Below are 14,389 nucleotides of genomic sequence, written 5' to 3'. Positions count from 1 at the left end.
GTTTGTCAAGTTGCTTATTCATTTTTGCTTATTCGTTTCTTCGGTGTAGCTACATCTGATAGGCCATCCGGCACGACGGTACTGATCAATCTCTTGCCGTATTCCCATCATATTTAATGCAATATATTAGCCGTATCTTGGCATAAAATGTTGCAATGCAGAAATTAAATTTAACACTTTATACAGCTTATTTCCAGTTCAAAAATCAACAGATCAAATGCGTGGAAAGCAGATCCAATAAAAATTCCGGCTGCAGATAGGCTGCATAGCATTTGGCCAGGAATGCAAAAAACAGCAGCGACCCGAAAATGGCCAGCAGCAACCTGCCGATTCCCGATCGCGTCAGCTTACGCATTGGCGACCTGCGGCCGTATCTGAATCGATCGATCGTCGATCGGATAACTGACGATCAATGCGAATACGCTGAGCCCGATCGCGATGGCCCACACCGCCAGATAATTCCCTGTCATGTCAAACAGGACGCCGCCTAGCCAGACCCCGAGAAAACTCCCTATCTGGTGACTCAGAAAGACAAAGCCATACAGCGTGGTGATGTATTGATATCCGAAGATCTGGCCGACCACGCCGCTCGACAGCGGCACCGTTCCCAGCCATATCAAACCCATTACCGCCGCAAATATATAAGTCGTCATGGGGCTGGCCGGGACCATCACATAGGTGGCGAGGGCGATGGCGCGTAGCGCATAAATTGCGGCCAGCAGATATTTTTTGCTGACTTTCTCGCCGAAATAACCGCATAAGTAGGTGCCGACAATATTTGCCAGCGCCACGATCGCCAGCGCGGTGACGCCGACCGTCGGACTGAGTCCCTTGTCCGCCAGATAAGCGGGCAGGTGGGTGGCGATAAACGCCAACTGAAAGCCGCAGGCAAAAAAGCCCAGCGTCAGGAACCAAAAACCTTTGTGCCGAAATGCCTGGCGCAAGGCCTCGCCCAAACTCTGCTCGTGGGTATCCGGCTTCTTGGCGGCCGAGGCGGACGTCCCGAAAGTGAGCGGCACGATCAGGAAGCATAAGCCGGCAGCGGTCAGCAAGGCGGCAGCCCAGCCCAAGTGACTGATCAGGGACTGACTTGCGGGCAGCATGACGAATTGCCCGAGCGAGCCGAAGGCGCCGACCACGCCCAATGCCGTGCCGCGCTTTTCGCCGGTAAATAACTTGCCGACGGCGCCGTAGACAATGCCGAACCCGGTGCAACTCTGTGCGATTCCGATCAATAGTCCGGCGCTGGAGGCCAGCGCCACGCCGTTGCTTGAAACGGACATGCCGAACAGCCCGAGCGCGTAGCAAACGCCGCCCAGCAGCATCACTCGTTTGGCGCCGTAGCGGTCGGCCAGCATGCCGGTGAAGGGTTGGCTGATCCCCCACACCAGGTTTTGCAAGGCGATCGCAAAGGAAAAGGTCGCTCTGCTCCAGCCCATGTCCATCGTCATCGGCCGCAGATACAGACCGAAACTATGGCGCTGGCCGATACAGAGGAAAAGGATCATGCCGAAGCAAATCAATAACATCCAGGGAGAGCGTTTTTTTGTTGCATGCATATAAAAATTTCTTTGATTGCGTGTTGAAATGAAGTGAAACATGACAGGCAGCATCACTACCGACGACGTATTGTATGCGGCTGAAGAGGGCTGGATAAGATGGCTTGAGGTCGTATCTGAGTTGAGCTGGACTCAACAATAACGCTAGGTTTTAGCGATTAGTGCGGCGATATACGCACGCTACGGCAGCGATAGGTGAGCGTGCCTTTTATATGCATCAAACAGATGTGGCGGGTCAGTTGGCGAATAAGGCTACGCATCAATGGCGGATAACGCTGCGCTCATCCGCCCTACGAACACCCATTTATCTCGCTCGCCGGCCAGCGCTCGCGTAGGGCGGAAAAGCGCAGCGCCTTCCGCCGTGTTGGATGCGTCAAACGCATGTGGTACATCCAATGGCGGATAACGCTGCGCTCATCCGCCCTACGAACGCCCATTTATCTCGCTCGCCGGCCAGCGCTCGCGTAGGGCGGAAAAGCGCAGCGTCTTCCGCCGTGTTGGATGCGTCAAACGCATGTGGTACATCCAACGGCGGATAACGCTACGCTCATCCGCCCTACGAACGCCCATTTATCTCGCTCGCCGGCCGGCGCTCGCGTAGGGCGGAAAAGCGTAGCGTCTTCCGCCGTGTCGGATGCGTCAAACGCATGTGGTACATCCAACGGCGGATAACGCTACGCTCATCCGCCCTACGTTCAAATGGCTCAATATGCCGAGCCGCGCCGATGCAGGAAATCGATCAGTCTTTTGACGCGCAGCGGCATCATCCGTCCCGGTAAATGCAGCGCGAATGCATTTTCGCCATAGTGCGGGTCGACTTTCCATTCCGGCAGCAGGCGTATCAACCGGCCGCCGATGATGTCGTCTCGCACAAAGTAATCAGGCAGCACCGCAATCGCCAGCGACCGCATTACAGCGTCTTTGACCGCTTCAAGATCGTTGGTGATCAAGACCGGGGTGGGATTGATTTCGAGTTTCTTTCGATCGCGTGAAATCTCGATCAATTGAAATTGGTTGGCTTTTGAAAAGCCCGCAATCGGTATATGGGAGATGTCGGGAATGGCCAAAGCATCGGCAAAGCGAGATACCAGTTCAGGACTCGCGCATAACCACCAGGATACCGAGAACAGTTTTTTTGCGACCACATTGTCGGGCGGCCGCGATGTGACCCGGATCGCAACATCGAAAGGGTCCTTGGTGATGTCGACCGCCTGCGCGCTGAAACGCAAGTCGATGCTGACCCGCGGATTGGCCTGCATATACGACATGACCAGCGGCCGCAGCCAGACCGCGCCGAGACCCGGAGGCGCAGATATGCGCACCGTTCCTGACGTGTCTTCGTTCAAGCCGTTGGCCAGCAGGTTGGCTTCGGTCAAGGTCTCCGCAATCCGGCTCGCATAGCCGGCCAGGCGGTAGCCGGCATCGGTCAGGCCGACGCTGCGGGTGGTCCGTATCAGCAGTTGGCAGCCGAGTTTGGCTTCGATCGCCTTGATCCTGTGACTGAGCGCGGAACGCGACAGGCCAAGCGCGTCGGCTGCCTTGGACAAGCTGCGGGCACTGGCGACGTGATAAAAAATGATCAGGGAGTTTGCGTCAAGATTGTCCATATTGGTGAGCTACCCTCAACAAAGATATGAGGCAGTATAGCTTATGCGAATCCGGTTTCCTGTCTACAATCGCGACCAGATACACAATCAGCTCGAGGGAAAATTGGACATCGAATCACATATTCAGATTCCAGCCGCAGACGGCTATCAGTTGGGAGCAAATCTTTATTACTCCGACGAGTCGCATTTTCCTGAAACGGTTGCCATCGTCAATTGTGCAACCGGCGTCAAAGCATCGTATTACTCCCGCTACGCGCGCTTCCTGGCGGCTCACGGCTATCTCGCCATCACTTACGATTATCGCGGCATAGGCGAATCGCGTCCGGCCTCGCTGCGGCATTTGCAAGCCACAAAATGCGACTGGGGCAGCAAGGATTTCGAGGGCGTCATGCAATGGGTCATGAAGAATTTTCCGGATGCCAGAATCGTGGTCGTCGGCCACAGCATCGGCGGCGTCATGCCTGGATTTTCCGCATCGAACTGGCGCATCGACCGGATGCTGACGGTCGGCGCGCAATACGCTTATTGGAAGGATTACGCCAAGCACGTGCGCTACCGGATGTTCATCAAATGGCATGTGCTGATGCCATTGCTGACGACGCTGGTCGGCTATTTTCCCGGACGTACGATCGGCTGGCTGGAAGATCTTCCGTCCGGGGTGGCGTATGAATGGGCGTTTCGGGGAGCGGCCCTGAAAGCCGCTGCGCCGAGCTTCCTGGGCCGCTCGGATCAGGCCGACGGCATCGACGATGCCGTCAAATATTTTTCGCAATTAAGGTGTCCGCTGATGGCCTACAGCATCACCGACGATGAGTTCGGAACGCCGGAAGCGATATTGCGGCTATTGAGCTATTACAAGTCCAGCGATCGAACCCATGTGGTCGTGACCCCCGACGAATTCCAGTTATCCAAGATAGGCCATTTCGCGTTTTTCCATGACCGCTTTAGCGCGACACTGTGGATGGAATCGCTGACCTGGCTGAATACCGGAAAAATCAATCGGCGTGCTGCGCACTTTTTGCCATCGACGGATCCGCAGCCCGTTTTCAAGGCAGCCTGAGGGCACCAGCTACGGCTTTTTTGGAGCCACCGTTTACTGCCAGCCGAAATCGCCAGGCTGGCATCCTGCAGTTTGAATCACCTCCAGGCATTTCCCTGCCGCTCTGATCGCCCGCGTCTTCTTCCCCGTCAAATCACATAAGAATTTTCTGATGCATCTGGCAGACACGCCAAGCTCGGCGTTGTCGCTCCGCTTGCGGTAGCGTCGACTTGCCCATGTGCCGCTCGCCCGCAACGGCGCATTGCAGTGCGGATCAGCGGCTAATGGCAAATTCGGAAGTTCGATAACACCGGATTAATGACAGGTGCCGGACGATCCAACCTGTAATAGTTATCAGTTGTTGCTGCTAGGAATGTGCAATATTTTACAGCCCACAGACAGGATAAAAACTTGGACGTCAGTGGGGGCATTTGTAGCAGGGGGAGTCCATGCAGGCGCTTATAGCAAGCAGCTTCCAAAGCAGGGTCAATTCCGCCAACAGATAAATCCAGCCACTTGGCGGGAGCATCGTGCGCGCACGGGCAGCTCCCGAGCATCACAAAATTTTCAGAGCGCTATTACTCGACATTCTTCGGGCCGCATCCATAAGAGATTTGGCCGAGGTCGAACTGTGGCGGACCGAATCTTCATTGTTCGCAGTTATTACATGTCTTATATAGGCAAGGGAAAATGGAATGAAAAAAGAAAGCGGTAAATCCCATTTTGGATTCGACATGGTCGAACTCGTAAAAGGGTATGAATTGCATGCCGACTCCGCTGCCAACGCACTTGAGTACATCCTTACGCAGGGAAATCGATACCCGATCGATCACGCGATCGAGGCGCTCGGCATTTATGACATCGCGGCCTTCGAGGCGCTGCAGTGGCATCCCCATATCTCCATGTCGCTCGATCTCGACAACGTCGCTTATGCCGGCAGTCCATCGGTGCTGGTGGCGCGCATCAACTCGCTGGGCCGGCTTCACCTGCGTCCCGCCAGCTGGGAACCGGACGAAGAAAATACCGATGACATCAGCTATACAACGCTCGGATTCATCGCCTTGCCGCTCACCTTGCTGAACGACCTGAACAGCCATCACGAACTCGCATTGCAACGCGAACGCAATGCCAGCCAGCGTTTGCGGGCGGATATGGACCAGATGTTCGCCTCCGGCGAACTCGAAACCGTGCTCGACTCGGTGATCGACAATGTCGAACACGTCGAATCGGTTTGCTTTTATGTCGGCGACCGCTTTCATGCGCTGATCGATCGCTACAACAATCTGGTCGACAGCAAAGCCGGCCCGGGATATTTGAGCGGACTGCGCAAAAAGAATTACGACGCCTGGTCCGATGATGAAGTGTTGATCATCGCCGGCTTGCACGCGCTGTTTTTGTCGGGACGCTCGGTGCGCTTCGAAGAATTCAACGGCATTACCCTGACCGCCAGCCGTTTATACGAAAAGCTGCAGCACCTGGTGTCCCTGTACCGCCAAGTCGGCTGCCAGTTCGACTTGCGGCATGACGCCAGCGTGTTCGACATTGCGCGCACCATTCGCGATCAAACCACCAAGTCGGTCGGCCAGGACTGGCTGCGCTATCGCTGGACTTATGGTCTGACCTTCCAGAAAAGCGAAAGAATCATCAACAAGGTTTCCAGCAGCGAAGATCCGGCCGTCCATCTGAGCGAATTCGCGCAGGAATACCGGGAACTGGTCGGCGGCGAGCCGGAGCAGGCGCTGGATGAAGCGACTTTTTTCCGCGACCTGGCATACGCTGCGATCGAGCACGATAGCGGCGACGTGCCTTGCCCATATAAGAGCGAATCGGCGCATGGCTGGATCGAGCATTTGATCGAGAAAATCGTTGCTTCCTCCGTCATTGCGACGCAGGCCGACTATGCGATGTCGAGCTCGCTGCGCAATCTCGGCAAGTTATTGAAGGCGGAACGATCGGAACTGCTGGCCTCGATGCATACATTGACGCCGAACGATTTTTACACTTGCTTTGTGTCCAAGGGATTCACAGAACACCTGGAAGGCAGCGTGGCGCACATGATCGCCAGCACGGTGCAAAAGCGCATGATGTTCAATCGCTGGCACTTCATCCCGGGCAATTTCGACCGCAAGGAAGTGTCGCTGGACCGGCACTGGTACTACCCGCCGCTGATTCCCGACATCGCGATCCATGCCGACATGCACCGCGCGGCGCATAGCAAGGCGCAAGTCAAATATTCAATCCGCTCGCCCGGCCCGGATATGTCGCGGCCGCCGATGGAGATCGGCGGTCAGCGCTATCGCGGCTTTTACGACATCCGGGTGGTGCGCATGCGCGGCGAGGAATTCTCGCTGGAAGACCTGGTGCGTACTCGCCGGCGAGCATTGTGGATGGAAAAAATATTCGATGCGCTGGTCGCCCATTTGCACCGCGGCGGCGGTAAATCTTTCGAGATACATGGGTTTGAGGCAGGGAAGTACCTGGACTTGCGGACGAAAACCGAAGTGGTCGAACCCGTTGTCCAAAAGGTCGAACAGGAGCTGGCTCTACTGTCCTGACCTGGTGGGCACCTCGAAAAACCTACTGCGCGGCTCAATCTCGAGGCTGCGATGCTCACCGTACCCCCGTACGGTTGTGCTTCTCGCCCCGACCTTGAACCGCTCGCTACGGTTTTTCGAGGTGCCTGGGTATTGAAAAGTGCTGCGCGTGCCGATTTTTTGTCTGCGGTGTACTCCGCAGCCAAGAACCGGGCCGCGCGTATTATTTTGCTGCGCATGTCCGAGGCAACCGATACAAATTGTACTTATGACCGAAATAGAAAATACGATCAATCGCGTGGCGCGCCCATGCCAGTCCAATGGCTCGACCCTCACCTGCTACCAGCGCGACGGCGTGGTTCAGACCACGCTGACGGATCTCGACCGGCGCGCTGCCAGGCTGGCCCATTACCTGAGTCACGACTTGGGATTGCGCGCAGGCGATCGGATCGGGATAGTCGCGCCCAACTGCATTGAATGGATTTTGCTGGATCTGGCCGCGATCAAACTGAAAGTCGTCACCGCCGGTTTCGATCCATCGCGTTCCTACGACGATGCAAATCTCGAAGAAGAATACGATTTGCGCTATGTTTTCGCCGAAGCCGCCGACGACAGCGGCAAGCGCATCGGCATTCGTTCGATCGGCAAGATCGCCGACAGCGCAGGCGACAGCTGGAGCGCTTATCCCACTTATCGCAACGACGACATCACGACGCTGAAATTCACCTCCGGCAGTACCGGCAAGCCGAAAGGCCTGGGCGCCACGGTCGGCAGCATCGACCACTCCATTGCGCAGACGCAGCAGATGTTCAATCATCGAAACGGCGACAAGGTATTTGTTTTTCTGCCGCTGTCGTTGTTGCAGCAAAGGTATTGGATTTATTCCGCGCTGTGCAACGACCATGACATCGTGGTCGCCACTTATGAGCAGGCTTTCCATGCGATGAAGTGCGAGCAGCCTACCGTCGTGATGGGCGTCCCCGGATTTTTCAATGCCATCAGAAAGCATGTGGAAACCCGCCTGCGCAACCAGCAACGGCAGTCGGGCGCAGAGGCGGCCGAGGCTCATGGCGAGCCGGATCTGGAACAACGGCGTGCGTTGTTGCTCGATATGCTGGGAAAAAACATCCGTTATCTGTGGACCGGTTCCGCACCGTCCAACTTCGCCACCCTGAATTTCTTTTTCGATTGCGGCCTGCCGATTTATGAAGGCTACGGCTCCAACGAAACCTGCATCGTGTCGAAGAACTATCCCGGCGCACTCAAGATCGGCAGCGTCGGCCGCGTCATCCCCGGCAAGCAGGTCTACCTGGACGACGACGGCGGCATCATCGTGCGCAGCGACAAGCCGGTCAACTGGCGTTACGCGCATGCCGAAGTGCGCGAATCGGAGCAAGTGTTCCTACCGAACGGCGATGTGCGCACCGGCGATCTCGGCTATTTCGACGAAGACGGATATTTATATATCAACGGCCGGCTGAACGATCGGATCTCGCTGGCAAACGGCCAGAATGTCTTGCTGCGGCCGATAGAAGAAGCGTTGAGCAATATCGACGGCATCGACGAATGCGTATTGATCGGCAGCGGCTTGCCGTACCTGGTCGCGATCGTCTCCGTATTGAATGACAAATTGGATGCCGGGGAAATCGAAAAGCATATTTCCTCGCTGAATGCCTCGCTGGAAAAAAATGAGCGCATCGGAAAATTCATCGTGGCGGATGAACCGTTCACCATCGCCAATGGATACCTGACCGCGCAGTACAAGCCGGCTCGCAAAAAGATCCATGAACGTTACGCCCATCGCATTGCACAACTCGTCTAGGAAATAAAAATGAATGTAGAAAATATCGTGCGGGAACACCTTGCCGAAACGCTCGGATACTCATCGGAACAAAGCAAGGAACTCAAACTGGATGCCGATTTATTCGATCACTACGGCTTGACGTCGCTGACGATGGTGATGCTGATGACGACCATATGTCCCGCCGCAAAAATCCAGTTGTCGGCACTGACTGATCGCGACGTGGCGAAATTGCACACGCCGCAAGACATCATCAATCTGATTGATGAAAAGCTGGCGCAGACGGAAGGGATTTGAGATGTGGAATCAGATTGCAGATGTCGTCCTGGAAGATGAGCGAGTGACATTGCGGCGTATTGATAGCGCCGATATCGCCGGCTATCGGGAAATCGCTTTTGAAGAAGATATCTGGCGCTATTTTGTCGTCACGGTAAAAGACGAAGCGGAACTCCAGCAGTTTATCGACACCGGTCTGGCCGATACCGCGGCCGGACGCAGAATCGTATTTTCGATTATCGACAAGAGCAGCGGCGCGATTGCCGGCAGCATGTCGTTCGGCAATCTGTCCGAACACGACAAGCGCATCGAGATCGGCTGGTCGTGGCTGGGACAGGCTTATCGTGGTACCGGACTGAATCAATCCGCCAAGCAGCTGCTGCTGGATTTCGCGTTCGATCAACTGCAATGCGAACGAGTCGAATTCAAGACCGACGTATTGAATTTGCGCGCGCAAAAAGGCTTGACCAATATCGGCGCGACCAAGGAAGGCGTGCTGCGCAGCCACACCCAGATGCCTGGCGGCCGGCGTCGCGACACCATCTACTTCAGTATTTTGCGTCACGAGTGGCCGGCGATCCAGGACACTTTGCGGCAGGCATGAAGCGATGACCAGCACCGCCGAATTGGCTGCATCGTCAGCCGCGCCAGATGCCTATCAATGGGCCGAGCCGATCGCATTGTCCGGCGACAGTTATGCCATCGGTCATCAGCATGGCAGTGCGCTGAAAGAACGCATCATCGCATTCCGCGATGATGCGCTGTACCGGATCAACCGGATTCTTCACAAGCCGACTTCGATGGCGGAGTTGTCGCCGCAGATCGATGCCTACGTCGAGGCGATCAGGACCTATACGCCGGCCTTGCTGGACGAGATCAGGGGCTTGGCCGACGGCGCCGGGATGTTGTTCGAAGAGGCCGTGTTGCTGCAAATCCGGCGCGAGATGATCGGTTATAGCCGCACCCGGACCAATGGCGATTGCACCACATTTGCACGTTCCGGCCCGAGCGCGGCGTTAGGTCAAACCATCGACCTCAACGGTAATATGGAACAGCAGCTGTGCATATTAAACGTCAGCCGCAGCAACAGCCGGCGGGTGCTTTTGCTGTCGTTTACCGGCTTGCTGGGTTATCTGGGCTTGAATGAAGACGGCGTCGCCATCGGTCTCAATCTGGTGCTGGGAGGATCTTGGGAGCCGGGGATTCCGCCGTATCTGGTGATCCGTCATTTGCTCGACAACGCCGGCAGCGCCCAGGAATGCATGGAACTTCTGCGCGGATTGCGCGTGACCGGTTCGCGCTCGCTCACCATTTGCGATCGGCATCATGTGTTCAACGTGGAAATCCTCGCCAATACCTTGAGCGTGACGGAACATCGGCAATCGGTGCATGCGAATCACTTTTTGAATCCGGCCTTTGCCGAGCAGGATCAACTCAATATTTTTGCCCGCAATTCATCGGTCCGGCGTCAGGATGCCTGCCATGCGGGTTTGCTTGCGATCGCGCCGGATGCCGCGCCCCAGGCTTATCTGGACATGTTTTCGCAGGAACCGATTTACGTGCCTGGCAGCAGCGATATTCGCCGCGAGCGGACGGTGGCTTCCGTGCTGATGACGCCTGGTGACGGGACGATGTGGGTGCAATCCGGCGATCAGGCACAAGGACGCCGGTTTCAATTCCAGCTTTGAACGCGTTATATTTTTAGAACCAAGGAGATCGTATGGCTTACGTTGTTACCGAAAACTGCATCAATTGCAAACACACTGATTGCGTGGAAGTCTGCCCGGTCGATTGTTTTTATGAAGGACCGAATTTCCTGGCCATCAATCCGGATGAATGCATAGACTGCGGCGTCTGCGTATCGGAATGTCCTGTTGAAGCCATCATGGCCGATTACGAAGTCCCCGACACCATGACCTCATTCATCAAATTGAATGAAGAGTTGGCGGCGAAATGGGTCAAGTCCAATATTGCAAGAAAAAAGGATGGCTTGCCGGACGCCGAAAAGTGGAAAGACGTTCCTGGGAAATTGTCTCAGTTGCAGGTGGAGCTTGAGCCGTCCCCGGCTTGAATCGGGCCGGCGTAAAGCCGGAGCACGGCAGTGTTTCACACTTTTTATTTAAGCCATCCATCCTATGCTGAGATTTGATCCGACCGTATTGGCACTTCCTTTTTTTGAATCCCATCACAGGGATCTGGCGCTGAACGTGAGTGACTGGCTGGCGGGGCCGGCCGGCTCCGATATTGACGCGATTACCCGGGACGCCGACCCCAAGGTGGTCGGACGCAAGCTGACCCGCTTGCTGGGCCAGGCGGACTGGCTGCGTTTTGTCGTGCCGCGCGCCGGCGACAGCGGCCAGCCCAAGCTCGATGTTCGCTCGATGTGCCTGTTGCGCGAAGCGTTCGCTTCGTACCACGATCTGCTCGATTTTTCGTTTTCGATACAGGGTCTTGGTTGTGCCGCCGCCGGCTTGTATGGCGACGTTGCCCGCTTCAATCAATTCCTGGCGGCGTCGGCAAGCGGGGAGATGCTTGGCAGCTTCGCCATTTCCGAGCCGGAGGTCGGCTCGAATCTCGCCGCGGCAGCTTTGGAGGCGCGGCTGGTGGATGGACGCTATGTGCTCAATGGCGTCAAGACCTGGGTTTCCTACGGCAACATCGCCGATGTTCATTGCGTGCTGGTCAGGACCGGGGAAGGGCCGGGTGCGATGGGCTTGAGTTTGCTGCTGGTGCCGGCCGACACGCCGGGGCTGACGATCGCCCAGGATATTGCACTGATCGCCCCCAGGGCATTCGCCACATTGAATTTTTCCAATTGCGAAGTAGCGGCCGACCAACTCGTCGGCGTGCCCGGCATGGGTTTTAAATATGCGCTGCAAATATTGGACATCTATCGCGTCACGGTGGCCGCCGCCGCCATCGGCTTTTGCCGCAAAGCCCTGAGGGTGGCCGGACAATGGGCCAAGAGCAGGCGGATCGGCGACGAGTTTTTGTTCGACATGCAAATGACCAAATCCAAGCTGGCCGATATGGCGGTCTATCTCGATGCCACTTCGCTGCTGGTGGCGCGCGCCGCATGGGAGCTGGACACCCGGCAGGGCAAGGACATCAGCCAGCGCGACCTGAGCCGTCACATCAGTATTGCCAAGCTGTTCGGCACGGACGGCGCGCAGCAGGTGGTCGACGATGCGGTCCAGATCATGGGGGCTTATGGGGTCGTCAAAGATGCCGAAGTAGAGAATCTGTATCGCCAGATTCGCTTGCTCCGCATCTACGAAGGGACCTCTGAAATCCAGCGCCTGATTATTGCCAATAACCTTAATTTCAAATCATGAAGCCAAATATTTACAACGTAGAGACGGTAACCCGGGTCCATCACTGGACCGATCGCTTATTTACTTTTGCCACCACGCGTTCGCCGACATTGCGCTTCGAGAACGGCCAGTTCACGATGATAGGGCTGCCCGAGGCCAGCGGTAATCCGATTTTGCGCGCCTACAGTTTCGCCAGTGCCAATCATGAGGAGGAGCTGGAATTTTTCAGCATCAAGGTGCCGGACGGCCCGCTGACATCGCGGCTCCAGAAGATCCGTAAAGGCGACAAAGTGCTGGTCGGGCGCAAGCCTACCGGCACCCTGCTGACCAATTTTCTGCTGCCCGGCAAGCGCTTGTATTTATTCGGGACCGGGACCGGGCTGGCGCCGTTCCTCAGCATAATCAAAGACCCCGAAACCTACGAGAAATTCGACACGGTGATCCTGGTGCACGGCACGCGCATGACGGCCGACCTGGCCTATGCCAATTTCCTGACGGAGGATTTGCCGCAACATGAATACCTGGGTGAAGTGGTGCGCCGAAAATTATTGTATTACCCGACCGTCACGCGCGAACATTTCAGTAATCGCGGAAGGATTACCGCACTGGTCGAGAGCGGCCAGATTTTCAAGGACCTGGGCTTGCCCAAGATGGATGTCGCCACCGATCGCGCAATGATCTGCGGCAGCATGGCGATGCTGAAAGATTTGCGGACGATGCTGGTCGGCTTCGGCTTTCAGGAGGGGACGACCAGGGATGCCGGTCATTTCGTGGTTGAAAGGGCGTTTGCCGATTGATGGATTGTTTTGCTGGAACGACCCGGGTTGAGGCAAGCGCATTGTCGTTGGCCGCGCGCGGGTCGTTTTCATTCTTTTATTCTTCTTGCGTCTAGCTGTTAACTCTGACGGTTGCTTGACCTTCCTCATGGCGCTTTAATGCAGGCGCATTGGTTCATCAACGGAGAAATAAAACATGAAGCTCGCAATGACCCGGATCAAATTTTCGCTGCGATTGGCGTTAGCGTTTGTGATTCTCCCACTGTGCTTGTGGTTATCAAGTGCCGCTGATGCGCTGGCCCAGGAGCGGGTGATCAAGATTGCCGGCTTCGGCGCGACCTCTGGCGTACTGCGCCAGTTCGGGGTAAACAGCGAGGCCGCCATGCGCGCCGCCGCCGATCAGATCAACAAGACAGGTGGCGTCCGGCTAGGCGATGGCACGCGGGCGAAAATCGTGGTCGGCTACTTTGACGACCGCTGCAATGTGGCGGAAGGGATCTCGGTTATCCGTCATATCGCCTCGGAAGATTGGCTGGCGGCGGTCGGACCTACTTGCTCATCGGTCGCCGAGACGCTATACGGCGTGTTGCAGAAGAAGGCGGACGACGCCAGCGACTCCGGGCTGCATCTGCCGATCTTTACCGATGTCGCGATGGAGATCGGCTTGACCAAAATCTCGGATTGGGCATTCCGCAATATCCCGGACGAGATCGGCATGTACCAGTCTTTGTTCGCCTGGCTGAAGCTCAATCATCCTGATGCCAAGTCGGTCTACGGCGGGGTGGAAGAGGATTTCGTCCATTCCAACCAGACCTGGTACAAGGTGATGAAAGAGCGCGCCAAGACCGACGGCTACCAGATCAAAGGCGAGGCCAAATGGCTGGTCAGCGACACCAACTTCACCACCCAGGTGCGCGAGATGAAGCAGGTCGGCGCAGACGTGGTAGCGATATCAGCGCACCCGTTCACCGCGTGTGGCGTATTGAAGGAGATGCAACGCCAGGGCGTCAAACCGAAGGTGCTGATCGGCCTGACCAGCATATCGAGCCCCGAGACCATGGAAGTGTGCGGCAAGCAAGCCGAGGGATTGATCATCCCGACCAGCTACGCCCCGATCAATCCGCAAGCCAAGGCCGCTGCGGCAGCGACCGCCCGCTTCAAAGGCTATGCCGACCTGCATAGCATGGCGGCCTGGGAAAACATGTTTACGCTGAAACATGTGATCGAATCCGAAGGCGTATTGGCAAATCCCGACAGCGTCCGCGCCGACCGCGACCGGATCCGCATCGGCCTGGCCAAACTGAAACAGACCGAAGGATTGCTGGGCACCCTGCAGCGAACCAGAGAGCGTGAAGCGGTCAAGCCGTTTGTGTTTGTTGAGGCCAGGGGGAGTAGTTGGCAGGTGATGCATAGTCCGGTGCAGTAGGGGGGGATTGGTGTTCACGCTTTATTTATAAAATTAGTTGGTTATATAGAGGCTGTT

Annotated in this window: 13 protein-coding genes; 10 read left to right on the top strand and 3 right to left on the bottom strand. The window is 56.3% G+C overall.

The window, feature by feature from the left end:
• Nucleotides 1–205: 205 nt before the first annotated feature.
• The 3 genes from ACFPM8_RS00865 to ACFPM8_RS00855 all read right to left on the bottom strand — a co-directional run bounded on the left by ACFPM8_RS00865 (nucleotide 206) and on the right by ACFPM8_RS00855 (nucleotide 3,166).
• Entirely contained in the window at nucleotides 206–355 is a 150-nt protein-coding gene (locus ACFPM8_RS00865) for a hypothetical protein (protein ID WP_378993999.1), read from the bottom strand.
• Nucleotides 348–1,559, bottom strand: a complete 1,212-nt coding sequence (locus ACFPM8_RS00860) for an MFS transporter (protein ID WP_378993997.1) — start codon at nucleotides 1,557–1,559, stop codon at nucleotides 348–350. Before ACFPM8_RS00860 ends, ACFPM8_RS00865 begins: the two co-directional genes overlap by 8 nt.
• 704 nt (nucleotides 1,560–2,263) lie before the next feature.
• Nucleotides 2,264–3,166 (bottom strand): LysR family transcriptional regulator, encoded by a 903-nt coding sequence (locus tag ACFPM8_RS00855; RefSeq protein WP_378993995.1) that lies wholly within the window; start codon nucleotides 3,164–3,166, stop codon nucleotides 2,264–2,266.
• A gap of 103 nt (nucleotides 3,167–3,269) precedes the next feature.
• Here ACFPM8_RS00855 and ACFPM8_RS00850 point away from each other — a divergent pair, with 103 nt between their 5' ends.
• From ACFPM8_RS00850 to ACFPM8_RS00805, 10 genes are all read left to right on the top strand, one after another.
• The gene (locus tag ACFPM8_RS00850) at nucleotides 3,270–4,226 is read left to right on the top strand and encodes an alpha/beta hydrolase family protein (RefSeq protein ID WP_378993993.1); all 957 of its coding nucleotides are present in this window, start codon (nucleotides 3,270–3,272) and stop codon (nucleotides 4,224–4,226) included.
• Nucleotides 4,227–4,900: 674 nt separating this feature from the next.
• Entirely contained in the window at nucleotides 4,901–6,760 is a 1,860-nt protein-coding gene (locus ACFPM8_RS00845) for a hypothetical protein (RefSeq protein ID WP_378993991.1), read from the top strand.
• Nucleotides 6,761–7,007: 247 nt separating this feature from the next.
• Complete coding sequence (locus ACFPM8_RS00840) at nucleotides 7,008–8,561, top strand: AMP-binding protein (protein WP_378993989.1); 1,554 nt, start codon at nucleotides 7,008–7,010, stop codon at nucleotides 8,559–8,561.
• Nucleotides 8,562–8,570: 9 nt separating this feature from the next.
• Nucleotides 8,571–8,837 (top strand): acyl carrier protein, encoded by a 267-nt coding sequence (locus ACFPM8_RS00835; RefSeq protein ID WP_378993987.1) that lies wholly within the window; start codon nucleotides 8,571–8,573, stop codon nucleotides 8,835–8,837.
• Nucleotide 8,838: 1 nt separating this feature from the next.
• Nucleotides 8,839–9,420 carry a GNAT family N-acetyltransferase gene (locus ACFPM8_RS00830; protein ID WP_378993985.1) on the top strand — a complete coding sequence of 194 codons (582 nt, stop codon included), beginning with the start codon at nucleotides 8,839–8,841 and terminating at the stop codon, nucleotides 9,418–9,420.
• Between the two features lie 4 nt (nucleotides 9,421–9,424).
• The gene (locus ACFPM8_RS00825) at nucleotides 9,425–10,504 is read left to right on the top strand and encodes a C45 family autoproteolytic acyltransferase/hydolase (protein WP_378993983.1); all 1,080 of its coding nucleotides are present in this window, start codon (nucleotides 9,425–9,427) and stop codon (nucleotides 10,502–10,504) included.
• A gap of 32 nt (nucleotides 10,505–10,536) precedes the next feature.
• The gene (gene fdxA / locus ACFPM8_RS00820) at nucleotides 10,537–10,887 is read left to right on the top strand and encodes a ferredoxin FdxA (RefSeq protein ID WP_378993981.1); all 351 of its coding nucleotides are present in this window, start codon (nucleotides 10,537–10,539) and stop codon (nucleotides 10,885–10,887) included.
• Nucleotides 10,888–11,023: 136 nt separating this feature from the next.
• Entirely contained in the window at nucleotides 11,024–12,151 is a 1,128-nt protein-coding gene (locus tag ACFPM8_RS00815) for an acyl-CoA dehydrogenase family protein (protein ID WP_378993979.1), read from the top strand.
• Entirely contained in the window at nucleotides 12,148–12,927 is a 780-nt protein-coding gene (locus tag ACFPM8_RS00810) for a ferredoxin--NADP reductase (protein WP_378993977.1), read from the top strand. Before ACFPM8_RS00815 ends, ACFPM8_RS00810 begins: the two co-directional genes overlap by 4 nt.
• A 175-nt stretch (nucleotides 12,928–13,102) precedes the next feature.
• Nucleotides 13,103–14,332 (top strand): ABC transporter substrate-binding protein, encoded by a 1,230-nt coding sequence (locus ACFPM8_RS00805; RefSeq protein WP_378993975.1) that lies wholly within the window; start codon nucleotides 13,103–13,105, stop codon nucleotides 14,330–14,332.
• Nucleotides 14,333–14,389 lie beyond the last annotated feature (57 nt).

It is taken from the genome of Paraherbaspirillum soli (assembly GCF_042654985.1).
Lineage (GTDB): Bacteria > Pseudomonadota > Gammaproteobacteria > Burkholderiales > Burkholderiaceae_D > Paraherbaspirillum > Paraherbaspirillum soli.
This window is presented reverse-complemented; position numbering and strand designations above follow the sequence as displayed.

Excerpts from the sequence above, each read along its gene's own strand:
- ACFPM8_RS00865 (WP_378993999.1), bottom strand. The coding sequence starts at position 355 with ATGCGTAAGCTGACGCGATCGGGAATCGGCAGGTTGCTGCTGGCCATT.
- ACFPM8_RS00860 (WP_378993997.1), bottom strand. The coding sequence starts at position 1,559 with ATGCATGCAACAAAAAAACGCTCTCCCTGGATGTTATTGATTTGCTTC.
- ACFPM8_RS00855 (WP_378993995.1), bottom strand. The coding sequence starts at position 3,166 with ATGGACAATCTTGACGCAAACTCCCTGATCATTTTTTATCACGTCGCC.
- ACFPM8_RS00845 (WP_378993991.1), top strand. The coding sequence starts at position 4,901 with ATGAAAAAAGAAAGCGGTAAATCCCATTTTGGATTCGACATGGTCGAA.
- ACFPM8_RS00840 (WP_378993989.1), top strand. The coding sequence starts at position 7,008 with ATGACCGAAATAGAAAATACGATCAATCGCGTGGCGCGCCCATGCCAG.
- ACFPM8_RS00835 (WP_378993987.1), top strand. The coding sequence starts at position 8,571 with ATGAATGTAGAAAATATCGTGCGGGAACACCTTGCCGAAACGCTCGGA.
- ACFPM8_RS00830 (WP_378993985.1), top strand. The coding sequence starts at position 8,839 with ATGTGGAATCAGATTGCAGATGTCGTCCTGGAAGATGAGCGAGTGACA.
- ACFPM8_RS00825 (WP_378993983.1), top strand. The coding sequence starts at position 9,425 with ATGACCAGCACCGCCGAATTGGCTGCATCGTCAGCCGCGCCAGATGCC.
- fdxA (WP_378993981.1), top strand. The coding sequence starts at position 10,537 with ATGGCTTACGTTGTTACCGAAAACTGCATCAATTGCAAACACACTGAT.
- ACFPM8_RS00810 (WP_378993977.1), top strand. The coding sequence starts at position 12,148 with ATGAAGCCAAATATTTACAACGTAGAGACGGTAACCCGGGTCCATCAC.
- ACFPM8_RS00805 (WP_378993975.1), top strand. The coding sequence starts at position 13,103 with ATGAAGCTCGCAATGACCCGGATCAAATTTTCGCTGCGATTGGCGTTA.